This is a genomic window from Tahibacter caeni, from assembly GCF_024609805.1.
Taxonomy (GTDB): Bacteria; Pseudomonadota; Gammaproteobacteria; order Xanthomonadales; family Rhodanobacteraceae; genus Tahibacter; species Tahibacter caeni.
On the sequence record NZ_JANFVR010000006.1, the window covers coordinates 1 to 26,018 of the forward strand.

19 protein-coding genes and 1 riboswitch are annotated in these 26,018 nt (G+C 68.5%); of the genes, 8 read left to right on the forward strand and 11 right to left on the reverse strand.

Annotated elements, in window-relative coordinates:
• The first annotated feature begins 146 nt into the window (after positions 1–146).
• Positions 147–244: riboswitch (S-adenosyl-L-homocysteine riboswitch) on the forward strand.
• A gap of 16 nt (positions 245–260) precedes the next feature.
• The 4 genes from ahcY (at position 261) to NON22_RS01275 (ending at position 5,200) form a co-directional block, all read left to right on the forward strand.
• Positions 261–1,688: an adenosylhomocysteinase gene (gene ahcY / locus NON22_RS01260; protein WP_257385076.1), complete on the forward strand. Its 1,428-nt coding sequence runs from the start codon at positions 261–263 to the stop codon at positions 1,686–1,688.
• Between the two features lie 241 nt (positions 1,689–1,929).
• Positions 1,930–3,348 (forward strand): circularly permuted type 2 ATP-grasp protein, encoded by a 1,419-nt coding sequence (locus tag NON22_RS01265; RefSeq protein WP_306673579.1) that lies wholly within the window; start codon positions 1,930–1,932, stop codon positions 3,346–3,348.
• Positions 3,348–4,340: an alpha-E domain-containing protein gene (locus NON22_RS01270; RefSeq protein ID WP_257385078.1), complete on the forward strand. Its 993-nt coding sequence runs from the start codon at positions 3,348–3,350 to the stop codon at positions 4,338–4,340. The genes NON22_RS01265 and NON22_RS01270 overlap by 1 nt, the downstream gene beginning before the upstream one ends.
• A 125-nt stretch (positions 4,341–4,465) precedes the next feature.
• Positions 4,466–5,200, forward strand: a complete 735-nt coding sequence (locus tag NON22_RS01275; protein WP_257385079.1) for a proteasome-type protease — start codon at positions 4,466–4,468, stop codon at positions 5,198–5,200.
• 55 nt (positions 5,201–5,255) lie between these two features.
• Here the strand turns inward: NON22_RS01275 and NON22_RS01280 are convergent, their stop codons facing one another.
• The 4 genes from NON22_RS01280 to NON22_RS01295 form a co-directional block, all read right to left on the reverse strand.
• Positions 5,256–6,713 (reverse strand): choice-of-anchor Q domain-containing protein, encoded by a 1,458-nt coding sequence (locus tag NON22_RS01280; protein WP_257385080.1) that lies wholly within the window; start codon positions 6,711–6,713, stop codon positions 5,256–5,258.
• A 282-nt stretch (positions 6,714–6,995) separates the two neighbouring features.
• Positions 6,996–8,033 (reverse strand): hypothetical protein, encoded by a 1,038-nt coding sequence (locus tag NON22_RS01285; protein ID WP_257385081.1) that lies wholly within the window; start codon positions 8,031–8,033, stop codon positions 6,996–6,998.
• A complete protein-coding gene (locus NON22_RS01290) occupies positions 8,033–9,409 on the reverse strand; it encodes a DUF2235 domain-containing protein (protein WP_257385082.1) in 1,377 nt (458 codons plus the stop codon). Before NON22_RS01290 ends, NON22_RS01285 begins: the two co-directional genes overlap by 1 nt.
• Positions 9,410–9,510: 101 nt before the next feature.
• Positions 9,511–10,629, reverse strand: a complete 1,119-nt coding sequence (locus NON22_RS01295) for a GGDEF domain-containing protein (RefSeq protein ID WP_257385083.1) — start codon at positions 10,627–10,629, stop codon at positions 9,511–9,513.
• Between the two features lie 107 nt (positions 10,630–10,736).
• Between NON22_RS01295 and NON22_RS01300 the strand changes: the two genes are divergently transcribed.
• From NON22_RS01300 to NON22_RS01310, 3 genes are all read left to right on the forward strand, one after another.
• Positions 10,737–11,399: a phosphoribosylanthranilate isomerase gene (locus tag NON22_RS01300; RefSeq protein WP_257385084.1), complete on the forward strand. Its 663-nt coding sequence runs from the start codon at positions 10,737–10,739 to the stop codon at positions 11,397–11,399.
• Between the two features lie 119 nt (positions 11,400–11,518).
• Complete coding sequence (metF, locus tag NON22_RS01305) at positions 11,519–12,385, forward strand: methylenetetrahydrofolate reductase [NAD(P)H] (RefSeq protein ID WP_257385085.1); 867 nt, start codon at positions 11,519–11,521, stop codon at positions 12,383–12,385.
• Between the two features lie 205 nt (positions 12,386–12,590).
• Positions 12,591–13,841, forward strand: a complete 1,251-nt coding sequence (locus tag NON22_RS01310; RefSeq protein WP_257385086.1) for a zinc-dependent metalloprotease — start codon at positions 12,591–12,593, stop codon at positions 13,839–13,841.
• A 57-nt stretch (positions 13,842–13,898) separates the two neighbouring features.
• Here the strand turns inward: NON22_RS01310 and NON22_RS01315 are convergent, their stop codons facing one another.
• Positions 13,899–14,510: a hypothetical protein gene (locus tag NON22_RS01315; protein ID WP_257385087.1), complete on the reverse strand. Its 612-nt coding sequence runs from the start codon at positions 14,508–14,510 to the stop codon at positions 13,899–13,901.
• A 137-nt stretch (positions 14,511–14,647) separates the two neighbouring features.
• On the opposite strand from NON22_RS01315, the gene NON22_RS01320 reads away from it, so the two are divergent.
• Positions 14,648–14,935, forward strand: a complete 288-nt coding sequence (locus NON22_RS01320) for a DUF6916 family protein (protein WP_257385088.1) — start codon at positions 14,648–14,650, stop codon at positions 14,933–14,935.
• Here NON22_RS01320 and NON22_RS01325 read toward each other — a convergent pair.
• The 6 genes from NON22_RS01325 to NON22_RS01350 all read right to left on the reverse strand — a co-directional run bounded on the left by NON22_RS01325 (position 14,928) and on the right by NON22_RS01350 (position 25,819).
• Complete coding sequence (locus tag NON22_RS01325) at positions 14,928–15,473, reverse strand: GNAT family N-acetyltransferase (protein ID WP_257385089.1); 546 nt, start codon at positions 15,471–15,473, stop codon at positions 14,928–14,930. The two genes, NON22_RS01320 and NON22_RS01325, sit on opposite strands and share 8 nt — an antisense overlap.
• On the reverse strand, positions 15,473–16,045 hold the full coding sequence (locus tag NON22_RS01330; RefSeq protein WP_257385090.1) for a hypothetical protein: 573 nt from the start codon (positions 16,043–16,045) through the stop codon (positions 15,473–15,475). The genes NON22_RS01325 and NON22_RS01330 overlap by 1 nt, the downstream gene beginning before the upstream one ends.
• 69 nt (positions 16,046–16,114) lie before the next feature.
• On the reverse strand, positions 16,115–16,639 hold the full coding sequence (locus NON22_RS01335; protein WP_257385091.1) for a phage tail protein: 525 nt from the start codon (positions 16,637–16,639) through the stop codon (positions 16,115–16,117).
• Between the two features lie 11 nt (positions 16,640–16,650).
• Positions 16,651–17,154, reverse strand: a complete 504-nt coding sequence (locus NON22_RS01340) for a phage tail protein (RefSeq protein ID WP_257385092.1) — start codon at positions 17,152–17,154, stop codon at positions 16,651–16,653.
• 10 nt (positions 17,155–17,164) lie between these two features.
• A complete protein-coding gene (locus NON22_RS01345) occupies positions 17,165–17,671 on the reverse strand; it encodes a phage tail protein (RefSeq protein ID WP_257385093.1) in 507 nt (168 codons plus the stop codon).
• Positions 17,672–17,740: 69 nt separating this feature from the next.
• Positions 17,741–25,819 carry a tandem-95 repeat protein gene (locus tag NON22_RS01350; RefSeq protein ID WP_257385095.1) on the reverse strand — a complete coding sequence of 2,693 codons (8,079 nt, stop codon included), beginning with the start codon at positions 25,817–25,819 and terminating at the stop codon, positions 17,741–17,743.
• Positions 25,820–26,018 lie beyond the last annotated feature (199 nt).

A 26,018-nucleotide genomic window follows, 5' to 3' on the forward strand; every position in this document is an offset into this window, starting at 1 on the left:
GCCGTCGCCGCGGCGCCGTCCCGCTCCGGCCGGCGGCCTCGAGCCGCCGCGAAGCGCCCCGGCGGTCGTACCGCAGGCCCGCACGGACCAGCCCGCCTGCAACATATCCTTCCATCCGGAATCGGCGATATAATCCGCGCCCTCTCGCCGCCGAGGGGCGCTGCAAGTCCGTTCGCTGGGTCATCGCGAAGCGGAATCAGGCTCGGCGGAATCGGGTTCCAATCCGACACCGCGCCCGCCCTAAAGCACTGGAGTTCACCATGAATGCCGTCGCAAAGCCGCAGCACGACTACAAAGTCGCCGACATGTCCCTGGCCGACTGGGGCCGCAAGGAAATCGAGATCGCCGAGCACGAGATGCCGGGCCTGATGTCGATCCGCAAGAAGTACGCCGCGGCCAAGCCGCTCAAGGGCGTGCGCGTGACCGGCTCGCTGCACATGACCATCCAGACCGCGGTGCTGATCGAGACCCTGGTCGACCTCGGCGCCTCGGTGCGCTGGGCCTCCTGCAACATCTTCTCCACCCAGGACCATGCCGCCGCCGCGATCGCCGCCGCCGGCGTGCCGGTGTTCGCCTGGAAGGGCGAGACGCTCGAAGAGTACTGGGACTGCACGCTCGACTGCGTGATCCATCCGAACGGCAAGGGCCCGGAGCTCGTCGTCGACGACGGCGGCGACGTCACCCTGCTGATCCACAAGGGCTACGAGCTCGAACAGGGTTCGGACTGGGTCAACACCGCCTCGTCCTCGCATGAGGAACAGGTCATCAAGAACCTGCTCAAGCGCGTCGCCAAGGAGCGCCCGGCCGGCTTTTGGACCGCGATCGTCAAGGAATGGCGCGGCGTCTCCGAAGAAACGACGACCGGCGTGCACCGCCTCTACCAGATGATGGAGGCCGGCAAGCTGCTCGTGCCGGCGATCAACGTCAACGACTCGGTCACCAAGTCGAAGTTCGACAATCTGTACGGCTGCCGCGAATCGCTGGCCGACGGCCTCAAGCGCGCGATGGACGTGATGCTCGCCGGCAAGGTCGCCGTCGTCGCCGGTTACGGCGACGTCGGCAAGGGCTCGGCCCACAGCCTGCGCGCCTACGGCTGCCGCGTGATCGTGACCGAGATCGACCCGATCAACGCGCTGCAGGCCGCGATGGAAGGCTTCCAGGTCGATACGCTGGAATCCTCGCTCGGCATCGCCGACATCTACGTGACGACGACCGGCAACAAGGACGTCATCACCGTCGCGCACATGCAGCAGATGAAGGACCAGGCCATCGTCTGCAACATCGGCCATTTCGACAACGAGATCCAGGTCGACGCGCTGAACACGCTGCCGGGTGTCAGGAAGGTCAACATCAAGCCGCAGGTGGACAAGTACGTCCTGCCGAACGGCCGCGAGATGTTCCTGCTGGCCGAAGGCCGCCTCGTGAACCTCGGCTGCGCCACGGGCCACCCGAGCTTCGTCATGTCGAACTCGTTCTCGAACCAGACGCTCGCGCAGATCGACCTCTGGGCCAACAAGGATGTCTACGAGAAGACCGTCTACCGCCTGCCGAAGAAGCTCGACGAGGAAGTCGCGCGCCTGCATCTGGAAAAGATCGGCGTGAAGCTGACCAAGCTCACGGCGGAACAGGCCGCCTACCTCGGCGTCGACGTCGACGGTCCGTACAAGCCGGAGCACTACCGCTACTGAGGTCGCCGCAGGCCGCCGCCTGCCGCGCCGCACGATGCGAAGCCGCCGGGAAACCGGCGGCTTTTTCGTATCGGCGCCTTCGCATCCGCACCACCGCCGGCGGCCGGCAACCGCACGACGGCCGATGCAGCCCCTACTAATAGCCAAGCCCCTGCTGCATCGCAACATCTAGGCAGGCCGCCGTCGCCGTGCTATCACGAAGCCGGAGGGTGCGCCTCCGCTATCGATCGGGGGCATGGGGATGCCGAACGGCTTCGATGAAATGCACGACCGCGGCGGCGGCGTGCGCACGCACTACCACGCGTTCGACCATTGGCTGCAGTCCACGCCCGAACCGCAGATCGAACGCAAGCGGCGCGAGGCCGAAATCGCCTTCCATCGGGTCGGCATCACGTTTTCGGTCTACGGCGAGGAATCCGGCAACGAGCGGCTGATTCCGTTCGATCTCGTGCCGCGCATCGTACCGGCCGCGGAGTGGAGGCAGCTCGAGGCCGGGCTGCGCCAGCGCGTGCACGCGCTGAACCTGTTCCTCGACGACGTCTACGGCGAGCAGCGCATCCTGCGCGAAGGCCTGGTGCCGCGCGAGCTCGTGCTGCACAACAGCGAATACCGCCGCGAGATGTGCGGCATCCGCGTACCCGGCGGCACCTGGTCGCACGTGTCGGGCATCGACCTCGTGCGCGCCGGCGACGGCGAATACTACGTGCTCGAGGACAACCTGCGCGTGCCCTCGGGCGTGTCCTACATGCTCGAGAACCGGCGCATGATGGCGCGGCTGATACCGGAGCTGTTCAATCGCCAGCAGATCGCGCCGGTGGAGCGCTATCCGGACGCGCTGCTGGAAATCCTGCGCGAGGCCGCGCCGGCCGGCATCGACAATCCGGTCGTCGCCGTGCTGACGCCGGGCTCGGCGAACTCGGCCTATTTCGAGCATGCGTTCCTGGCCCAGCAGATGGGCGTGGAGCTCGTCGAGGGCGCCGACCTGTTCGTGCGCGACGCGGCCGTATATGCGCGCACGACGCGCGGACCCCAGCGCGTGCACGTGATCTACCGGCGCATCAACGACGACTATCTCGATCCGACCGTGTTCCGGCCCGATTCGCTGCTCGGCGTGCCGGGCCTGTTCGACGCCTACCGCGCCGGCCGCGTGACGCTGGCCAACGCGCCGGGCACCGGCGTCGGCGACGACAAGTCGGTCTATCCCTACGTGCCGGCGATGATCCGCTTCTACCTCAGCGAGGAGCCGATACTGCACAACGTGCCGACCTACCAGCTGCGGCGCGAGGACGACCTGCGCTACACGCTGGAACATCTCGCCGAGCTCGTCGTGAAAGAGGTCCACGGTGCCGGCGGCTACGGCATGCTGGTCGGCCCGGCCGCGAGCAGCGCGGAAATCGAGGCCTTCCGAGCGCGCATCCTGGCCGCGCCCGACAACTACATCGCGCAGCCGACGCTGTCGCTGTCGACCTGCCCGACCTTCGTCGAGAGCGGCCTCGCGCCGCGGCACATCGACCTGCGCCCGTACATCCTCTGCGGCCGGCGCATCCACGTGATTCCGGGCGGACTCACGCGCGTGGCCCTGCGCGAGGGCTCCCTCGTCGTCAATTCGTCCCAGGGCGGCGGCACCAAGGACACCTGGGTACTGGAAGGAGGCGCCTGATGCTCTGCCGCACGGCCAACGACCTCTACTGGGCCTCGCGCCACATGGAGCGCGCGGAGAACACCGCGCGCCTGATCGACGTGACCCTGCGCATCGCGCAGTTGCCCGAACGCTACGACCGCGGCAAGGCCGAGGCGGCGCCGTGGCGCCGCGCGCTGGAAGCGCTGGGCATGGCCCAGGCCGTGCGCGCGCGCTACGGCGGCATCGACGCGGAAACCGTGCTGCAACATCTGCTGCTCGCCGCGGACAATCCCTCGTCGATCTACAACTGCCTGCGCGCGGCGCGCGAAGCCGCGCGCGCGCAGCGCGTCGCGATCACCGCGGAAATGTACGAGGATCTCAACACGTCCTGGCTGGACATGCGCGGCAACAGCTGGGCGCGCATCCACGGCGAGGGCATCAGCAACCTGCTCGAATGGGTCAAGAGCCGCTCGGCTTCGTTCCGCGGCGTGACCATAGGCACACTGGGCCGCGGCGAGGGCTATCACTTCCTGCAGCTCGGCGCGTTCATCGAACGCGCCGACTGGGCCATACGCCTGCTCGACATCGCCGGCAGCGAGGACGCCGAGGGCGGCGACGGCCAGGATGCGATCGACTACTTCCGCTGGAGCGCGCTGCTGCAGTCGCTGTCGGCATTCGAGACTTACCGCCGGCTCTATCGCGAATCGGTCAGCGCCGCACGCGTGGCCGAGCTCATGCTGCTGCAGGAGACCAATCCGCGCTCGCTGGCGACCTGCACCCAGACCCTGCACCAGGTGCTGCAGACCCTGGCCGGCGGCCAACCGCTGGAGGCGGTGCGCCGGGCCGGCGCGCTGGCCGCGCAGTCGCGCTACGCGCGCATCGACGAAGTCCTCGCCACCGGCCTGGAGGCCTGGCTGCAGGATGCGATGGGCAGACTGATCCGGCTCGGCGAGGAAATCCATCGCCAGTTCATGGTGTCCACCGATCTCGCCGCTCCGCTGCCGGCGCAGCAGAACCAGGGGGCGGGCTGAGCCGTGGCGCGAAGCCGCCGCGCACCGCGGCCGGAGCGGACCGCTCCGGCCCGGCATTCCCTTTCCGCCGCCGCGGCGGGGCGGCAGAATCCGCCTCCGCCGCTTCCTGAGCCAGTGTCGAATCCATGACCTACTGCATAGGCCTGAATCTCGAACAGGGACTGCTGTTCGCCTCCGACTCGCGCACCAACGCCGGCGTCGACGATGTGCGCCGCGCGAGCAAGATGCGCGTGTTCGCCGTGCCGGGCCAGCGCCTGATCGTGACCTTGTCCGCGGGCAACCTGTCGCTGACCCAGAACGCGATGAACCTGCTCGAACACCGCGCCCGGCACGCGCCGGAACAGTCCTCGGTATACAACGCGAGCTCGCTGTTCGAGGTCGCCGGACTCGTCGGCGACGCGCTGCGCGAGATCCGCAAGCGCGACGAGCCCTATCTGCGCTCCAGCGGCATCGATCCCAGCGGCTCGTTCATCGTCGGCGGACAGATAGCCGGCGAGGCGCCGCGCCTGTTCCTCGTCTATTCCGAAGGCAATTTCATCGAGAGCAATCCGGACACGCCGTGGTTCCAGACCGGCGAGATCAAGTTCGGCAAGCCGATCCTCGACCGCATCGTGCGCTACGACACCTCGCTGGCCGAGGCGACCAAATGCGCGCTGGTCTCGCTGGATTCGACCATGCGCTCCAATCTCTCGGTAGGCCCGCCGATCGATCTGCTGCTGTACCGCCGCGACACGCTGACGATCACCCAGCAGCAGCGTCTCGGCGACGACGACGCCTATCTCAATCTCGTGCGCCGGCAATGGAACGACAGCCTGCGCGCCGCGCTGCTGGCCCTGCCCGGGCCCGACTGGACCATCTGACCGGCGCCGCGCAGGCCTGCCGCGCGCGGGCCGGCATCGTTTCCGGCCGCGCCGTTCAGCGCCGCGAGCAGCCGTAGCTGCCCTCCGGGTGGTTCTCGAAGTCGCCGAGGAAGATCGTGTCGGCGCGGTACTCGTAGGCGCCGACATCGACGACGCCGTAGCGACGCGCGAACGGCGCGCCGCGTTCGTCGTAGGACAGGCCCGTCGTGTCCTCCCCGCGCTCGCAGGCCGGGCTGCCGACACCGAGCGCGTGGGTCGGCACCGCACCGCCGTTGCCGGCGAGCGGCAGCAGCAGCGGGTCCACATCGACAAGGTTGTCGACGCTGACGCCGTTGAGCACGCCCGCTTCCGGCGCGACGCGGATCAGGCTGCGCCGGGCCGACAGCAGGCTCGGCGGACCGTCGATGTCCACGCCGCGCGCGAGCTCGCTCGGCAGCAGGGCGGAGCCGCGCGTATTGCCGGCCACGACGGTGCTGATCAGCTCCAGCGTGTGCCCGCCTTCGCCGACGTAGACGCCGCCGCCGATGCCGATGCCGTCGCCGGCCGCGTCGGCGGCCGGCGCCCGGTTGTACGCGACCGTGCTGTTGCGCAGCTGCAGCCGCCCGTGCACGAGAGCCACGCCCGAGCCGTGTCCCGCCTCGTGCCGCACCGTGTTGCCCGACAGCGTGCTGTTCTGCACGAGCAGCGCACCGGCATCGGTGACGCCGAGCAGATAGGCGCCGCCGCCGGCGTATTCCGCCGCGTTGCCGCTGAGCGTGCTCGCGGTGATCCCGACGTCCGGCACCGACAAGGCCAGTCCGCCGCCGGAATGGGCGGCCGTATTGTTCTCGACGCGGCTGGCGATCAGGTCGAAACGGGTGGTCACGCCGGTGGCGCCGGCGGCGCCGCCGAACGCGGCGTCGTTGGCGACGAACACGCTGCGCTCCACGCGCACCTGGCTTTCCTCCGCCGCCAGCGCGCCGCCGACATCCGCGGCCGCGTTCTCGCGCAGCACCGAGTCGAGCAGGGTCAGCCGGCTCTGGTACACGTACAGCGCGCCGCCCGAGGCCTGGGCGCGATTGCCGGCGAACACGCAGTTCTCCACGCGCGCTCTGGCGAAATCCAGCACCGCGACCGCGCCGCCGCCGGTGTTGCCGCTGCTGCCGCCGGTGAACGAGAGCCCGCGCAGCACGACGTCGACGGCGTCGGGATGGTTGATGTCGCCGACGATGCTCAGCGCGCGCGACGCGGCGCCGGGGTCGATCCCGCTCGTCGCCGGTCCCAGCCCCTGGATCTCGAGCGCGCCGGTGATCGTCAGCTCGCCGGCGGTCAGCGACACCGTGCCGCCGGACGCGATGAAAATGCGGTCCGCGCCCGGTGCCGCGTTGGCCGCGGCGACGGCCGCACGCAGCATGCCGGGCTGCGGTGGATTGCTGTCGTCCAGGCGCGTGACCTGGAAGTCGGACGCATGGACGCAGGAACATCCCAGCAGCAGGCCGAAACCTGCCGGGGCGAAAAGACGGGAAGCACGCATGGAACAGAAATCCTTGTTTCGATGACACCCGGGATGGCGGCACGACCGCCGCCATCGGTGCATTGCAGCGAGGCGCCGCCGGCGCTGCTTGATGCGGATTTCAAGGATTTCTCAAGCTTGGCAAGGCAGTGATCCGAAAGCCGGTTTTACCCGAGCAGCGAGAATCCCGGCGGCGCCGGCCCACCGCCCGGAATCGCTGCGCGAGCCGGGACGCGCAGCCGCCGCGCCGGCAGCGCGCCCGAGTCCCGTGCGCCTGGCTGCCGGCGAACCGGCTGGCGGCGCCTACGACTTCGCCGGCTCGGCGGGTCTGGTTCCGCTGCCGCGCAGGCCGACTACCTTGGCCAGCAGGCCGAACCAATACGGAGCGCCGAGAGTTCCGGCGAGCGCCGTCACGGCCCAGCCGAGCAGCTTCACGAGCCAGTCCGACAAGGTCCACTGCTTCGCGCGCCGGGCGAACTCGTCGCCGCAGGCCCGCGCCGCGTCCTTCAGCACGTTGCCGTCCGGCGTCGCGTTGCCCTCGGGCTTGACCGAACCGACGACGTTCGCCGCGGCGATGCAGGCATAGCCCAGCGGAATCTGCCCGGCGCCGAGCGACAGCGCCCACCGGGCCAGTTCCTGCGCCTGCTGCGGCGTGAGCGTGCCTTCGGCGATCGCGGCCCCGTCGACCGGGCCGAGACGCTTGTCGCGCACGGAATCGGCCACCTGGCCGGCGATGCGGGAAGTCAGTTCGGGGGCGCCGTCGAGCGCGCGGAAAATCGCGATCGCATCGACGTTGAACAGCGCTGCCGCCAGCAGGCCGACGACGAACAGCCGGCGCTGCGCGGCCGCCTTGTACCAGCCGCTGACACGTTTCATGCCCGCGCCGAACCAATCCTCCAGTCCCTTCAACGCGGCGGCCAGTTCGCCGTTGGCGCGATCGAGGATGGGCAGCAGGGAGTCCGCCAGCGGCGAGTTCTGGCGGGCCAGCGCCTGGGTCGCGTCGACCAGACCCTGGAACGTCAACGTGGTGGAGGCGCCCCCCGACGTCGCGGCGGCGCGGCGCAGCACCACGGCGGCCAGCGCGAGCGAGAAATTGGGCGGCTCGACGTACGACGGCGGCTTGCCGCGCGCCGCACGGTCCCGATAGAGGCCGCCGATCAGCGGATGCTGCAGCAATCGGTCGGAGATCGCCTCGTCGTCGATCAGGCGCTTCACGCCGAGCAGCAGCCATTTTCCGCGCAGGCCGCGAAACTGCGCCCACCACTCCAGGATGCCGCTGACGACGATCGAGAACACGAGGAACACGAAGACCAGGCAGGTCAGCAGGTTGAGAATGGCCATCACACGGCTCCCGCGCTGACGACATAGTTCTTTCCATCCGGAGCCGGGTCGGAAACCGCGTTGAACGAGACGTCGGTGCGGCCGGCCTGGGCGAGATTCGGCGGGCGGTAGTCGTCGTCGGCGCGCCATTTGGCGAACGCCGTCGGATCGACGGTCTGGTTGATGCCGTCGAGCCGCACGAGCATGCGCCGGTACACCGGACCGCCGCCGACGAACGGCAGCGAGCGCATCGCCTTGTAGGTTCCGCCGAGGAAACTCGCATAGCTGTCGTGCACGGGAGACAGGTGCTCCCTGCCGTCGAGCTCGAAGGACGCCGGCGCCTGCGCCAGGGACGGCGGGATCTGTCCGGCCACCGCCGTGCGCCGGTCGTTGAGGAATTCCAGGCCGCATTCGGCCGCGCGGTCGGCGATCCACTTCAGCGGCGGCGCCGGCAGCAGGCAGTTCTCGTAACCGCCGCCGACATCGGCGTGCGCGCCGGGAAACCAGCGCTGCTCCACGGCTTCGGTCGTCGGCGCCGCGTCGGTCCACAACGCCGGCGTGTACGGCAGGCGATGCTCGTCGATGGCCAGCGCATGAAACGCATTGCGCACACCGGCACCGAGGCGGGTGTCGTGAAATTCGTAGCGGTTGGAAAACCGCCACAGCCAGTCCTCGTCGAACACACGCGGAATGCCCAGCGCGCCTACCGTGTCCCAGACGCCGACGAAATGGATCCGCACCGGGTAATGGCAGTTCTGGCGAAACGCGTCGAGCCGCTTCGCGTAGGTGTCGGTGAGCCTGGCGCCGGGCTTGGGCCGGGTGCGATAGAGCTCCCACGCGTCGCGGATCTGCGGATCGTCCGCGAGGGCCAGGCTCGCGGCTTTCCTGTTCCGGCCGAGCTGCCTCGGAATGCCGAGAAAGTTGATCAGCCCGGCGAGGCTGCGCGCGGTGAACGCGCCGCGCGAAAAACCGAACAGGAAAATGTCGGGACCGGTCACGAACTCCAGTCCCTCTCGCGGCTGCGGCGTGGACGGCAGGTCGCCGTTGGCCAGGCGCTGGATGCCGGTCGCCGGCCGCGTCGCGCAGCTCGCCGCGGCGACCGGAGCCGGCGCGGGGGAGCGCACGGGCGTGGGCTGCGCGGTGAATTGCGTGGCGAGCCAGGCGTAGCCGGTGCGGATGTTGCGATCCATGCCCATGCCGAAGGCACCGCCGCGGATCCGGTCGAACTGGCCAGTGCCGACGCCCTCGTCGTAGAACTTCCGCTGCGACGCCAGCCCGCAGGTTTCGTCGGCGATCTGCGCGTACAGGTTCGATACGTTGGTATGCGATGCGAGGCTGTTCCAGGTGCCGTCGAAACAGAGCACCAGGCGCTCGCGCGTGGGATTGACGACGCCCATGTTCCTTCCCCCAGCAGACGTTGTGCAGGGAAAGTGCATCGAGGCAGCCGTTTCTCCCAGGCTGCGCGCCGGCAGGCCGGCACAGCGGTCGGGCGCCGCGCTCAGCGCTCGACGCGGCAGACGCGGTTGCGGCCTTCGGCCTTGGCGCGATAGAGCGATCGGTCGACCGCGGCGAGGAAATCGTCGCTGCGCTGGCCGCGCTCGGCGCGCAGTTCGCCGACGCCGATGCTGACCGTGACGGCGCCGCGCTCGGCGTTCGGCGCGAGCGGTGCGCGGGCCAGCCGCCGGCACAACGCCAGCGCCGCGGCGGCCGCGGCGTCTTCGTCGGCGCCGGCCAGCAGTACCGCGAATTCCTCGCCGCCGATCCGCGCGAGGCGCGCGCCGCGGCCGTCGAAGTGCTCACGCAGCTGGTCGGCGAACGCGGTCAGCACGGCGTCGCCGGCGGCATGGCCGTAGCGGTCGTTGATCAGCTTGAAATGGTCGATGTCGATCAGCAGCAGCGACAGCGGTCCGTCGGCGATCAGCGCGCGTTCGAGGTTGAACGCGAACTCGCGCCGGTTGTCCAGGCCGGTCAGCGCGTCGGTCCGGCTCTGCTTTTCGTAGAGGTCGCGCTGGTGCAGCAGCGCGAGCTCCAGCAGCAGCTGGCGCTCGTACTGCTGCCGGCTCTGGCGCAATGCCGACAGCAGGTAGACCAGGAACACGCTCAGCGCGAACGCGACGCCGCCGAAGCCGACGACGAACCAGGACAGCACGACGCTCGGCAGGAACAATAGCGCTATCGCGAGCAACGCGTAGTGCCAGCGCATCGCGAACGTGTGCGCGAACGCGGTCGCATAGGCCACGGTGCAGATCAGCGCGACGAGCCGGGCCGGCTGCATCTGCGGGTCAAGCAGCACCCAGACGGCCAGCCCGCCCCAGAGCGCGGCCGTGGTCAGCAGCAGCAGCCACCAGGCCGACAGCAGCGGCGCGATCGGCTCGGCCTGCCCCGCGCTGCGGCGGCCGAGCGCGAGACGCAATCCGGCGAGCAGCAGGAACAGGCCGGTCAGGCCGGCCGCGAGCAGCGGCCGCGACCGATGCAGACCGGCGCCGTAGGCAACGACGAGCCAGCCGAGCACGTAGAACGCACCGCCGAGACCGCCGCGCGCCGCAGTTTCGGCGAGCTCGCGCCGGCGGCGGAACTGCGCGTCGCTGGAAACGCCTTCGGCGGTCGGACTCGACATGACCGCATTGTGCAGCAGCCGCGGCGCGACGAAGTGTCAACGATGCGCGCTTGGAACCTGCCGGTCCGCGCGGCATGCTGTGCGCCCTTTTCGAACCGGGCCTTCCCATGTCCCAGCCGCCGCCGCGCATCAAGATCTGCTGCATCCGCGACCCGGCCGAAGCCGCGCTGGCCATCGGCGAGGGCGTGGACGCGCTCGGGCTGGTCTCGGCCATGCCGAGCGGTCCCGGCGTCATCGACGAAGCCGCGATCGCGGCGATCGCGGCGACGGTGCCGCCGCCGATCGCGACGTTCCTGCTGACGTCGTCGACCGACGCCGACGCGATCGTCGCGCAGCAGCGGCGCTGCCGCTGCAATACCGTGCAGCTCGTCGACGCGGTGGCGCCGGGCACTCACGCGCGACTGCGCGAGGCGCTGCCGGGCATCGCACTGGTCCAGGTCGTCCATGTCGTCGATGCCGCATCGGTCGACGAGGCGGTCGCGCTCGCGCCGGCGGTCGACGCGCTGCTGCTGGACTCGGGCAATCCGGCGCTCGCGGTCAAGGAGCTCGGCGGCACCGGACGCGTGCACGACTGGGCCCTGAGCCGCGCGATCGTCGAGCGCTGCGGCAAGCCGGTGTTCCTGGCGGGCGGCCTGCGCCCGGACAACGTCGCCGACGCGATCCGCACGGTCCGGCCGTTCGGCCTGGATCTCTGCAACGGCGTGCGCAGCGACGGGCGCCTCGATGCGCGGAAGCTCGCCGCGTTCATCGGCGCCGTGCGGGCGGCCTGATCCAGCATGGCCGCCGGCAGCTATCTATCTCTGTATCCGGAAGTCGAGATATATTGCGCGTCCGCGTGTCCGTTCCCGGTCCGCGCCCTTACCCGCCCTTTCCGTCCAGGACTCCCGCAATGCCCGCGACCGCCCCGTCCCGCCTGCCGATTCCGGTTTCGCTGGAATTCTTTCCGCCCAAGACGGACGAGCAGCGCGAAACCCTGGACAAGGCGCTGCCGGCGCTCAAGGCGCTGAATCCCGAATACGTCTCGGTGACCTTCGGCGCCGGCGGGTCGACCCTGAGCTACACGCCCGACACGGTCTGCCAGCTGCGCGAGCAGCACGGCCTGGACGCCGCGCCGCACCTGTCCTGCATGGGCGGCACGCGCGCGGAGATCCGCAGCCTGCTGCAGCTGTATCGCGAAAAGGGCTGCCGCCGCATCGTCGCGCTGCGCGGCGACCTGCCCTCGGGCATGGCCAGCTACGGCGACTTCCGCTACGCGAGCGACCTCGTCGCGTTCATCCGCGAGGAGACCGGCGATTTCTTCCACATCGAAGTGGCCGGCTATCCGGAAATCCATCCGCAGTCCGACGACGCCCAGGCCGACCTGCTGCATTTCAAGCGCAAGGTCGAGGCCGGCGCGAACGGCGTGATCACGCAGTATTTCTACAACCCCGACGCATATTTCCGCTTCGTCGACGACGCGCGCCGGCTCGGCGTCAAGGTGCCCATCGTGCCGGGCATCATGCCGATCACGAACTATTCCCAATTGCGCCGTTTTTCCGAGCTCTGCGGCGCGGAGATCCCGCGCTGGGTCGCGCGCCGCCTGCAGTCCTTCGGCGACGACCACGACGCGATCCGCGAATTCGGCGCCGACGTCGTCACGGCGCTGTGCCGCCGCCTGATCGCCGGCGGCGCGCCGGCGCTGCATTTTTATACCTTGAACCGGGCTCGTGCGACGACGACGGTCGTCGAGCGCCTGCAGGCCGATCCCGCCGCCTGAGCCGAAACGCACGCGTTTCCCGAGTAGCCTGGAATCCAAGATCCGCGGTGTCCTGGGGAGGCTCCGCAACCTTATTCGCCGCCGCGTCCGCGCGGCGGCGTCCGAGGGGGTTGGGGGAATCCGGCTGCTTTCGTGACCCGATAGGCGCGCGACTCCTTGCCGCGCCGGATTCGCATCGCGCGCTCGTCGTGGGGAGAGATGCGGAATGAAACGGTTCTTACTCTGGAGTGTGACGGGAGCGGGTCTGCTGGCGTCGGGAATGGCCGCAGCGCAGGGATCGCCGTCGTTGTTCGCGCCGGTGCCGGCGGTCTATCGCGCCGTGCAGGGCGATGCCGCGTTCGACGCGCTGGCCGCCGAGCCGGCCTCGGCCCGGATCGACGTGGTCCTGGTCAATGCGGCGGCGCTGCAGGCCGATACGAAGAGCCTGACCCTGGACCTCGACATCAACGGTCCGGTCAAGCTGACCGCGCAATACAGCAACAGTTACTACGCCGAGGACGGCAGCCTGATCTGGCAGGGCAGCATCGCCGAAACGGCGCTCGCGCGGGAGATGGGGCCGGACGAGATCGCCGAGGACGCCATGAACTCGGTCATCCTCGTGCGCAACGGCGACAAGATCACCGGCAACGTCCGCGTCGGCGGCCAGTTGTTCAAGATCCGCCCGCTGCACGACGCGCGTCACGTCGTCGTCGAGACCGACGAGCACGCGCTGCCGCCGGATCATCCGCCGGCCGATTATCGCAAGCTGTTCCAGCAGGCCGCGCCGCTGCCCGCCGGCAGCAAGGCCGTCAACGCGAACACGGTGATCCGCGTACTCGTGAACTACACGCAGAAGGTCGCCAGCGTGTCCGGCGACATCAACGCGCTGATCAACCTGGCCGTGGCCGAGTCCAACCAAGGCTACGCCAACAGCGGCGTGCAGATCACGATGCAGCTCGCGGCCAAGTCGCAGGTGACCTATACCGAGACCGGCAATTTCGACACCGATCTCGCGCGCTACCGCGGCACGTCCGACGGCTACATGGACGCGATCCACACCCAGCGCAACAGCGTCACGGCCGACGTCGCCGTGCTGATCGTCAACAACACGGCCTATTGCGGCCTGGCGTCGGCGATCGGTGCGAGCGCGAGCACGGCGTTCGCCGAGGTCTACTGGGACTGCGCGACGGGCTACTACTCGTTCGCCCACGAGATCGGCCATCTGCAGTCGGCGCGGCACGATCCCGCCAACGATCCGACCAATACGCCCTACGCCTACGGACACGGCTTCCAGTCCACGGCCGGCGGCTGGCGCACGATCATGGCCTACGCCTGCTCGAGCACGACCTGCACGCGCATCAACTACTGGTCGAATCCGAGCAAGACCTACGGCGGCCGCGCCATGGGCACGACGAACCGCAACGACAATGCCCGCGTGTTGAACAACACGCGCGCCACGGTCGCGGCGTTCCGCTGAGTCCTTCGTACGTTTCGGAGCAGCGGCGCGGACCTCGCAGGGCCCGCGCCGTCGAAGTCAGCGAACGGCCTGCACGCGATACGGCGGCGGCAACCGGTCGAGCAAGGTGCCGGCGGCCTGCACCGGGTACGCGGTGATGCGATGACGGTACGGCCGGCAGCCGGCTGCGCCGAGCTGGCTCTCGATAGCCACGTGCGAAGTGTGATCGCTGCTCGCGATGAACAGTTTGGAATCCGCCCCGACGATCGCGGCGCGCAGATAGCGCGCCGGACGCGCAGCCGCGCTGGAAATGAAGGCACGGCCCTCGCAGGACGGCGCGTCGAACAGCACGTAGGGTGCGTAAGGGTGGGCGATGCCGTCGGGGCTCAACACGACGTCGACATAGCCGTTGATCGCGGCAGCCGTTTCGTATCGGCTCGCGAAGATGCGATCGAGCAGCGAATCGTCCGTGCCGCCGTAGCGCAGCAGCGCGAACATATCGTCGCCCTGCGGCGCCAGCAGGACCGGCCCTACCGCATTGCCGTTGGCCGCTTCGGCGACGCCGTTATCGGCCGATGCCGCACCGCAGCCGCCGCACAACAGCAGAACGCCGAGTGCCGTCCGCCAACGGCGGACCCGTTGCCGCATGGAAACGCTCATGAAATCCCCCTGATTCTTCGTCACCGCCACGTAGAACGCGTTGCGCCCTGCGCGCTTCGTGTCAGTTTCGCTCCAACGGCGGCGGTCGGGCGCTCGCCGTGTCCGCCGAAACATAAATTCACGTGGATCGCTACCATAGTGCTCCATAGCCAGCGTCCAGGACTGCCATGTTCGATCTCGCCGCCCTCAAGCCCGAACACTTCGAGTCATTGATCGGCACGAAGCTGCCGATCGTCGATACGGATTTCGCCTTCGAGCTCGGAGCCGTCGAGCGGCTCGTATCGCCTTCGCCGCGCGGCACGGCATTCTCGCTGATCCTGCTCGCTCCGCCACAGACGCGCGGCGATCAGGGCATTTACCACCTGCAGCATCCCGAGCTCGGCGTCCTGCCGCTGTTTCTCGTTCCCATCGACGTGCAGAACGGACGTACCCGCTTCGAAGCCGTGCTCAACTGAGCGCGGCAGCCGCGGGCCAGCCGAGGAAGTCGTAGACGCCGCGGTTCTCGATCCGTGCGAACCCGAGCCGTGCATAGAGCCGCTGCGCCGGATTGTTCGGCTCGACGTGCAGGGTCAGGCGCTGACCGCGTCGCGCGACTTCCTGCTGCAGCGCGACGACCAGCGCCGTGCCGATGCCGCGGCCGCATTCCGAGGCGAGCAGCGCGATGTCCATGAGCCGGACTTCTTCGTTGCCGGCACGCAGGTAGATGCGCCCGATCGGCGTGACCGTGCCGGCTTCCGCACGTTCGATCAGCAACAGCTCGGCTCCGGGGTAATGCAGGCGGTAGTGGTCCGACTGCAATCGGCTCTGCTGGGCAAGGAACTCGCGCACCGCCGCTTCGGGCCACTGCGCCTGTCGCAGTTCTTCCCAGCGCGTGTCCGTGTAGAGCGCGACGACGAAATCGGCGTCGGCCCCGGTCTCTTCGCGCAGCCGCAGGTTCGCCGCTTGCGCCGCCAGCGCTGCCGCCAGCGGCGTGCGGTAATCGGCAGCCGGCATCAGACCTCGATGGCCCGCACCGTGAACGTCAGGTAGCCGAAGGCCGGTGCGTTGCCGTCCCGCAGCACGACGGCGTCGGCCGGCTGCGCCGGCACGGCCACGTTCGCGAGCGACACGTCGGCGTCGCCGGAACCGATGGCGAGCACGTAACGTCCTGGTGCGATCTCGGTGTGGACGCCGCCGATCAGGCTCGATGCGGCCGTTCCGACCTCGCGGTCGCGCAGACGGCGCTCGATGCGCAAGCCGGCGAGTCCGGCACGTCCGGCCTCGAACCCGAACGGCTTGCTCAGCGCGGAAATCGCGTCGCGGCGGAAGCTCGCCATGCGGAACGGCCGCAGGCCGTTCTCGGTGACGAACATCGCATCGATCGCGACCGACTCGTAACCGTCCGGGAACGCGAGCGCGTCGATATCGATGCGTACGCGTTCCGATCCGGAACAGACGGCCTCGCAGGCCGCCAGTGCGGTCCACTGCGCTGCGGGGCCTTCGCCGACACAGCGCGCCAGGGTGACGCCGGATACCGTTGCCGGTATCGCGGCGAGAAGGGGGAGTGGTATCGACAGCGCAGCCATCGTGCCTGCCCCCCGCAGGCTGTTCTGGAGAAACTCGCGACGTCGCATATGCACTCCCAGTGCGTTTGCTTAGCCTCGCGGCGGAAATACCCCTTGCAGGGCGATACAGAAGTAAAACGTCAGGTACGGCTGCATGTTGTTGTGCGGTTGATCGCCGCCTGCCGGTGCAATGGCATTGGGCGACATGGCACCGAGCGGCGCACCGGCCGGCGCCGTATACGGCAATGCACCGCTGACGCGCGCCGGCGAATAGCCCGCCGGCGTCTGCGCATCGGCCGGAGCACCGCTCGCATTGAACGCATGCGCATGCGACGGGATCTCGGACTCGAGCAGCGTAACCGTTTCGCTGCCCCCTGTCTCGCCGAGGTCGTGCAGCGACAGACCCGGCCCCTGCCCCGGATGCATCGGCGCGCGACCCTGCAGGTCCGGCAAGGCGAAGTTCGATTTGCCGTTGCCGCCATAGGTCGTTCCGAGCAGCGAGAACAACGCGGTGTTCTGCGACAGCGGCAGGAGCTGGCCGTCACACCAGGCCCAGCCGCGCGGTGCGAAGTTGAACGGGAAGATGCGGATTTCGGCGACGAAAGGATCGGCCATGTCAGTTCTCCTCAGGTCGGCGACGGGAAGATGCCAAACAGCGAAATGATGAAGTCGACGCAGAGATACGGCTGGAAGTTCGTATGCGGCTGACTGCCGCCGACCGGCGAAACGCTCTGCGGCGCCATCACGATGGCGCCCGGCGTCGACTGGTAGAAATCGAACGTCGAGGTCTGCGCCACCACCGTACCGAGCGGCGACGTATCGGTCGCCACCGACGCGCTGCCGAGGAACGGATGGGAATGCGCCGGAATCTGTGACGCGGTCAGCGTGATTTCTTCCGCGCCGCCGGTTTCCGCGAGGATGAATCCGTTGCCTTGATGCAGCGGAAGGCGACCGCGCAGGTCGGGCAGGGCAAAGGTGCTCTGGCCATCGCCGCCGTAGGTCGTGCCGATCAGGTTGAACAGGGTTTCGTTTTCGGAGATGGGCAAGAGCTGGCCTTCGCAGAACATCCACCCGGCTGGCGCAAAGTTGCCCGCAAACATGCGGATTTCTCCGACATAGGGTTGTGCCATGTGCTGATCCTCAGGTGGCCGACGGGAAGATGCCCTGCAAGGCGATGCAGAAGCTCAGCGTCAGGAAAGGCTGCATGTTGAGATGAGCCTGCGAGCCGCCGACGTTGGCGAGCGTGCTCGGTGCAAGGGCGACCAGGTTCGTCGCAGGGCCGTAGGCCGGCAGGGCCGGCTTCGCGAAGATGTTGCTGAGCGGAACGGCTGGATTGGCATCGCCGGTCTTGCTCGTCGCATTCATCACATGCGTGTGCGTCGGAATCTCGGAGATGGACAGGGTGTGCGCCTGCTCACCGCCGCGCTCGCCCAGCGTATGACCGCTGCCGACGTGGATCGGCACGCGGCCGCGCAGGTCGGGCAGCGCGAAGTTGACGCGCCCGTCACCACCGAAGGTCGTGCCGAGCAAAGAAAAAAGCCCCTGATTCTGATTGATCGGCAAGAGCTGGCCGTTGCACAGGGCCCAGCCTTTTGGCGCGAACACGAAACTCATGATGCGTATTTCGGAAAGGAACGGCTCTGCCATCGCGTTTCTCCTCCGGGGCTGTGTGGGGAGCCCCGTTCCCCCTGAACGCAATACCGCCCCGGCCGTTGATCAGGGCGGCACAATCGGTGCCGTGAGAGTCAATGCACAACCGGCACTCGCGCTGGTGCTCGTGCTGGCCGGATTGTTGCCGACGAGTTCCGCGTTGGCCGAAGCCGCGCCGGTCGGCGCGCGATCCAGCAGCTCGCAGGTCGACGTGCTGGTCTCGACCAGAGCAAGGCAGACGCCGGTCAGGTCGAACGCGCAACCGCCCGACGGCACCGTGACGCTGTTGGCGGCCACGTCGGCGCGAATCGCATTGCAGGTGCCGACACAGTTGGACTGCACGAGGATCGCCGACAGCGGCAGGTTCGCCGGAAGCGCATCGGTGTTCACGTTGTTGTTGGTGACGGTCGCATCCATGCGGCCGGTGCCGTTGCGGTTCACGACTTCAATACCGCGGCCGTTGCGCGTCTCGCGGATCGTCGTGTTGGTCACGATGTACTGCTTCGTGCCGTTGTCGTTGCCGATGACGCGCACGCCGTTGCCGATCGGCGAGCCCGAACCGACCGATCCGGCCGTGCCGATCTGCACGTTGTCGATGCGGCCGCGCACTGTACCCGTGCTCGGAACGCCCTGGTTCGAGTTGATCGCATGGCTACCCGCAGCGACGGTCGTGTTGACCGTGTTGTTGTTGATGTTGAACGTCATGTTGGAACCCTGCACCAGCGACGCATCGATCGCGAGGATGTTGTTGGTGAAGGTATTGCCGGTCACCGTGACGCTCGGCATCGACGTGGTGTTGTTGCCGACGATCTGCACGCCGATCGAAGCCGCGTTGGCGACGGTGTTGTTCGTCACGTCGATGTCGGTGAACACCGGCGTACCGGTCACGCCTTCGATCAGCACATGATGGTTGCCGTTGGCCGCACTGTTGCTCGTGAAGTTGTTGGCGTTGATGGTCAGCGCCGCCAGCGTGCCCGTCGTGTTCTGGATGTAGACACTGTTGTGCGCCGAGTTCGTGAACGTCGAGTTCGTGACGTTCGCCGTGCCGGCGAGGTCGCTGAACTGCATGCCTTCGTCGGTCGTGCTGTTGCCGTTGTTCGTCAGCACGCAGAAGTCGCAGGTGAAGTTGGTGACGGTGGCACCGTTGATGCCGTCGTCGCCGCTGCCCGAGATATTCATGCGGTTGAGCGAAACGCTGCGCGTCGCCGCCAGCGAGATGCCGGTGGTGGTCGCGTTCGAGATCGTGCCGCCGCTGCCGGCCGTGCCCGTTCCGGTCACGGTGAGGCCCGCGTTGGCGCCGGTGTTGTTGAGGCGGATGCCGTTCGTGCCGCCGGTCGAGTTGATGCTGCGGAACGTGACGCCGGCCGCCGTGATCGTGTTGTTGTCGATCTGCAGGCCCATGCCGGCCGTGGCCGTGGCCGTGTTCGTCGCCCCCGTGACGGCGACGTTGCCGCTGCCGGTTGCGTTGAAGGCCGTACCGGTCGTCGTCGACAGCGTCAGCGCGCCGCCCGTGAACGTCGTCGTCATCGTGCCGTTGTTCGCAAGCTGGACCGCGTTCGCGGTACCCGTCGACAAGGTCAGCGTCGAATTCGGGAACGAGGCCGAACCGGCCGTGTTGCCGTCGATGCGGATGCCGTTGACGGAGTTGTTGTTCTTGGTGATGGCACCCGCGAACGTGAACGTCGGCGAGCTCGAGTTGATGACCACCGTTTCGTTCGTCGGATTCGTGATCGCCGAGGCCGCGTTGCTGAAGTTGATCGTGCCGGCGCTGCCCGCGAGCACGTCGATCGCCGCATCCCCGCCGTTGAGCGTGACGACGCCCGACGCGCTGAAGTTGGAATCGACGTTGTTCAGGCGGATACCCGTACCGGCCGTGGCCGACAGCGCACCGTTCAGCGTCACGTTGCCGGAGGGCTTCGTGTCGATGTCGATCAGCGCACCGGCCGAGGCCTTGGTGATCGTGCCCGCATAGGTGATCTGCACGGTGCTGCCGTTGACGACCGAGAACGCGGTTCCGGTCGCGCCGCTGAGCGCACCGGTGCCGAGATCGACGATGCCGCCGACATTGTCGAGATCGACGTTGTTGACGCCCGCGGTCGAAGTGAACGCGCTGAACACCGAGCCCGGCGAGAACGTGCCGTTGGTCAGATCGAGCGCCTTGTTGTTGGTGCTGATGCGCACGTCGTCGAACACCGTCAGCGTGCCGAAGCCCGTGCCGCTGATCGCCGCCGTGTTCACGTTGCCGATCTGCACACCGCGGATCGTGTTGTTGTTCGTCACGGTGATGGCCGCACCGCTCGCATTGGTGAGCACCGGCGGCGTCTGGTCGACGAGCGGACGCACGATGCTGTTGCTCGGCGGCGTGATCGCCAGCTCGCCGTCGAAGTCGTTCACGGTGGCCGCGTCGATACCGTGGCCGACGAGTTCGACGCCGGACGCGAGCGTGATGCCGGTCGTGTAATTGCCGCTGAACACGAAGATGCGTTCGCCCGCCGCAACCACGCCGGCCGCTGCGGTCAAGGTCGGCAGCGGCTGCAGCAGCGTACCGTCCGGCGTACCGACGACGACGGCGTCGTCATCGACGAACCAGATCTTCGGACCGCTGACGACCAACGTCACGGTCACTGCGCCGCTGCAGGCCACCGGCGTGCCGTCGTCGCAGACCGTGAACGTGAAGGTGTCGTTGCCCGTGAAGTCGGGCGGCGGGTTGTAGGTGAACGCACCGGTCGCCGCGTTGACGGCGAGTTCGCCGCCGTTGGCCGTCGTCGACGGCGCGCCGGTGATCACGAAGTTGCTGCTGTCCGGATCGGTGATCGCACCAGGAATCAGCAGATCGCCCGTCGTGCCGTCGTTGACGCCGATCGCGATGTGCGTGTGCACCGGAATGTTCGGCACGGCCGGCGGAACCGGCGGATCGTTGACGCAGGTGACCGTGATCGTGACCGTGGTCGAGCTGCCGCCCGGCGCCAGCGTGTAGGTGAAGGTGTCGAGCGTCGTGCCAGGCGGGTTGTTGCAGTAGTTCGGGTTCGGCTGGTAGGTCAGGCCCGTGCCGCCCCCGGTGATCGCGACGATGCCGTTGGCCGGCTGCGTGACCGAACCGACGGACTTCGGACCGCCGTCCACGTCGGTGTCGTTCGCCAGCACGTTGACCGCGGTCGCGGCCGCGTCTTCGAGCACGGTCGCGCTGTCCGCCACGGCGACCGGCGCGTCGTCGACGCAGGTCACGGTCACCGTCACGGTGCCGACGCTGCCGCCCGGCGAGATCGTGTAGGTGAACGTGTCGAGCGTCGTACCCGGAGGCGCGTTGCAGTAGTTCGGATTCGGCTGGTAGGTCAGGCCCGTGCCGCCGCCGGTGATGACGACGACGCCGTTGGCCGGCTGCGTGACCGAACCGACGCTGATCGGCGAGCCATCCGGATTCGAGTCGTTGCCGAGCACGTTGATCGCCGTAGCGGCCGCGTCTTCGAGGATCGTCGCCGCATCGTTGACCGCGACCGGATTGTCGACGACGCAAGTCACGCTGACGCTGACCGTAGCCGTGGAACCGCCCGGCGTCAGCGTATAGGTGAACGTGTCGGGCGTACCCGGCGTCGGCGCATTGCAGTAGTTCGGGTTCGGCAGGTAGGTCAGGCCCGTGCCGCCGCTGGTGATCGCGACGATGCCGTTGGCCGGCTGAGTCACCGCAGTGATCGTGATCGCACCGCCGTCGACGTCGGTGTCGTTCGCGAGCACGGGAATGGCCGTGGCCGGATCGTCTTCCGTGATCGTCGCGCTGTCATTGACCGCGACCGGATTGTCGTCGACGCAGGTGACCGTCATCGACACCGTGCCGGTGCTGCCGCCCGGTGTCAGCGTGTAGGTGAACGTATCGGGCGTCGTGCCCGGAGGCGCGTTGCAGTAGTTCGGATTCGGCGCGTAGGTCAGGCCCGTGCCGCCGCCGGTGATCACGACGACGCCGTTGAGCGGCTGCGTGACCGACGCGATCGAGATCGGACCGCCGTCGATGTCGGTGTCGTTGGCGAGCACGTTGACCGCCGTCGCGCCCGAGTCTTCGTTGACGGTCGCGCTGTCGTTGACCGCGACCGGCGCATCGTCGAGCGCATTGATCGTGATCGTCAACGTGGCCGGCGCGGACGTGTCGACGCCGCCGTTCGCGGTGCCGCCGTTGTCCTGCAGGGTGACGGTGAACGTCGCCGTGCCGCTCGCGTTCGGCGCCGGCGTGAAGGTCAGCTGGCCGGCGACCGAGACCGTCGGCAGCGCCGAGAACAGCGCGCCGCCGCTGACGGTCGCGACGTTGAAGCCGAACGACTGGCCGGACTCGTCGGGCGGACCGGACGAAATCGCCGTGGCCCACGCGATGCTCGCGGGACCGGAATCTTCGTTGACGCTCGGATTCGCGCCCGGCGTGTAGCTCGGTGCGTCGTTGACCGCGGTCACGTTAACGACGAAGGTCTGCGGCGCCGAGGTGTCGTTGCCGCCGTTCGCGGTGCCGCCGTTGTCCTGCGCCTGCACCGTGATCGTCGCCGTACCGTTCGCGTTCGCGGCCGGCGTATAGGTCAGGGTGCCGTTGCTCGCGATCGCCGGCGCGGCGCTGAACAGCGCGGCGTTCGTGTTCGCGGTGATGCTGAACGTGATCGTCTGCGAGCCGTCGTCGCCGTCGGCGATGCCGGTCAGGAAACCGGCGACCGTCTGCGCGCCGGCGTCTTCGAGCACGGTCTGCGTCGGACCGACCGTGAACACCGGCGGGTCGTTGACGTTGTTGACCGTGATCGTGAAGGTCTGCGGCGCCGACGTGTCGATGCCGCCGTTGGCCGTGCCGCCGTTGTCGGCGAGCACCGACTGCACCGTGGCCGTGCCGAACGTGCCGTTGGTCGCCGTGAACGTCAGCGTGCCCGTCGCCGACACTGCCGGCGCCGTGCTGAAGGTCAGGCTGCCGGTCGTCGACTGCACCGTCGTCGTGAAGCTCAGGGTCTGGCCGGCTTCGTCGGCCGGACCGGCCGAGATCGCCGTGTGGAAGTTGGCGAAGGTCTGCGGACCGGCGCTTTCGAGGGCCGAGGCGGCGGTGCCGCCGGTGAAGCTCGGCGCATCGTTGACCGCGGTCACGTTGACGACGAAGGTCTGCGGCGCCGAGGTGTCGTTGCCGCCGTTCGCGGTGCCGCCGTTGTCCTGCGCCTGCACCGTGATCGTCGCCGTACCGTTCGCGTTCGCGGCCGGCGTATAGGTCAGGGTGCCGTTGCTCGCGATCGCCGGCGCGGCGCTGAACAGCGCGGCGTTCGTGTTCGCGGTGATGCTGAACGTGATCGTCTGCGAGCCGTCGTCGCCGTCGGCGATGCCGGTCAGGAAACCGGCGACCGTCTGCGCGCCGGCGTCTTCGAGCACGGTCTGCGTCGGACCGACCGTGAACACCGGCGGGTCGTTGACGTTGTTGACCGTGATCGTGAAGGTCTGCGGCGCCGACGTGTCGATGCCGCCGTTGGCCGTGCCGCCGTTGTCGGCGAGCACCGACTGCACCGTGGCCGTGCCGAACGTGCCGTTGGTCGCCGTGAACGTCAGCGTGCCCGTCGCCGACACTGCCGGCGCCGTGCTGAAGGTCAGGCTGCCGGTCGTCGACTGCACCGTCGTCGTGAAGCTCAGGGTCTGGCCGGCTTCGTCGGCCGGACCGGCCGAGATCGCCGTGTGGAAGTTGGCGAAGGTCTGCGGACCGGCGCTTTCGAGCACCGAAGCCGACGTGCCGCCCGCGAAGCTCGGCACGTCGTTGACCGCGGTCACGTTGATGACGAAGGTCTGCGGCGCCGACGTGTCGGTGCCGCCGTTCGCGGTGCCGCCGTTGTCGTGCAGCACGAGCGTGATCGTCGCCGTGCCGTTCGCGTTTGGCGCCGCGGTATAGGTCAGGGCGCCCGTCGGCGACACCGCCGGAGCGACGGAGAACAGCGCCGCGTTCGTGTTGTTGGTGACCTGGAAATCCAGGACCTGCGTGTTGCCGTCGCCGTCGCTGATCGCCGTGGCCCAGCCGGCCACGTTCTGCGCGCCGGCGTCTTCGAGCGAGGTCTGCGTCGGGCCGGCCGTGAAGCTCGGCGCATGGTTGATGCCGGCGACCGTGATCGTGAAGGTCTGCGCGGCCGAGGTGTCGATGCCGCCGTTGGCCGTGCCGCCGTTGTCGGCCGCGACCACGCTGATCGTCGCGGTGCCCGAGGTGCCGGTCTGCGGCGTGTAGGTCAGTACGCCGGTCGGCGATACCGCCGGCGCGGCCGAGAAGGCCAGCGTACCGGTCGTGCCGGTGACCGACGCGGTGAAGCCTACGGTCTGCGCCGATTCGTCGGCCGGGCCCGGGCTGATCGCCGTCGCCCAGGGATTGACGGTCTGCGGGCCGGCATTCTCGAACACGCTCTGGTTCGGACCGGCCGTGAAGCTCGGCGCGTCGTTGACCGCGGTGACCGTGATCGTGAAGACGAACGGCGCGGACGTGTCGATGCCGCCGAACGCGGTGCCGCCATTGTCGTGCAGCACCAGCGTGATCGTCGCCGTGCCGTTCGCATTCGGCGCCGTCGTATAGGTCAGGGTGCCGGTCGGCGAAACGGCCGGGGCCGCCGAGAACAGCGCGGCGTTCGTGTTGCCGGTGACCTGGAAGTCGACAATCTGGGTGTTGCCGTCGCCGTCGTTGATCGCCGTGGCCCAGTTGGTCACCGTGCGCGGGCCGGCGTCTTCGAGCGAGCTCGGGCTCGCGCCGCCGGTGAAGCTCGGCGCGTGGTTGATGGCGTTGACGTTGATCGTGAAGGTCTGCGCGGCCGAGGTGTCGATGCCGCCGTTGGCCGTACCGCCGTTGTCCTGCGCGACGACGCTGACCGTCGCGATGCCGGACGTGCCGTTCTGCGCGGTGAAGGTCAGGGTGCCGGCCGGCGACACCGCCGGCACGGACGAGAACACGAGATTGCCCGTCGTGCTGACGACCGTGGTCGTGAACGACACGGTCTGGGTCGCCGCTTCGTCCGGCGGGCCGGCGAGGATGGCCGTGGCCCAGCCGCTGACGCTCTGCGCACCGGCATTCTCGGGAATCGCCTGGTCGGCGCCCTTCGTGAAGCTCGGCGCGTCGTTGACCGGGGTGATCGCGATCGTCACGGCGGCCGGTACCGACGAACCCTGGCCGTCGCTGGCCGTGACCGAGAAGCCGTCAGGACCGTTCGCGTTCGCGTTCGGCGTATAGGTGATGTCGGCGGTGTTCGTGCCGGTCGAGGTCAGGTTGCTCGTCGTGCCCTTGGTCGGCGGCGTCGCGACGCTGAACGTGATCGGCGCGCCTTCCGGATCGGTGCCGCTCAGCGCAATGACGACGGGCTGGTCTTCGAGCGTCGTCGCGTTCGCCGGGTTGACCGTCGGCGGGTTGTTCTCGAGATCGCGCACGTCGATGCGCAGGAACACGCGTCCGTTCTCGATCGCGCCGAACAGCGCGGTCACGTCGATCGCGCTTTCGCCGCTGGTCGCATCGCCGGCCGGATCGGTGGCCAGCGGCGGCACGCCGTTCCAGTCGCTGACCTGGCCGTCGACGACGAAGTTCGCCGCGAACACCATGCCGCTCGCGACGAAGAACAGCGACAAAGTGCGCCACACCGCCGCGCGACGCGCGCGACGCGCGCCGAAGAAGGCGACGAGCCCGACGAGCATCAGCAGCACGGGGAACGTCAGGAACGGAATCGGCAGGGCCGGCAGGCCGAGAATGATCGGGCCGCCGCTCGCCGTCGTTACCAGATCGTCGGTGCCCGCGGCGCTCTGCGCGACGACGGCCAGCCGAAGGCCGGCGCTGTTGTTGATCTGCAGGGAGCTGATCGCGTCGGAGAGCTCGATGACGTCCGCGCCGCCGACGCCGTTGTTCAGGCCGACGGGATAGCCGCCGCCGATCGCGGCGCCGGCCGGGAAGCTGCTGCCGTTGCAGACCGAGCGGGTGACCGAAACCACCTGCGGGGACGTGCCTCCGCTGACGCTGACGTCGAGCCGGGCATCGGCGCCGGTCATCTGCGGCACGGTGCAGCCGCTGCCCGCGTTGAGATCGCCGTCGACGTAGATCGAGTAGGAATAGGTCTGTGCGCCGACTGCCGTCGCGCAAAGGGCCATCACCAACGCAACGGCCGCGAAGGCCGCTTTCCGGATACGCATGAACCCATCCCCTTGCTGCCAATGCCGCTGTACTGCGGACCGCGCTTCCATTGCCGCGCCGATGGGTAATGCCGAGCCGGTGGCAAGCTCCCCTCGCCTCCCGGTTTCCCCCTCGATCGGCCGCAATTTCGCCCTGCTGCGCCGTATGCTAAACCAACGTCGTGAACAATTGTCTCTTTTCGTGACCGATTTGGCAGAT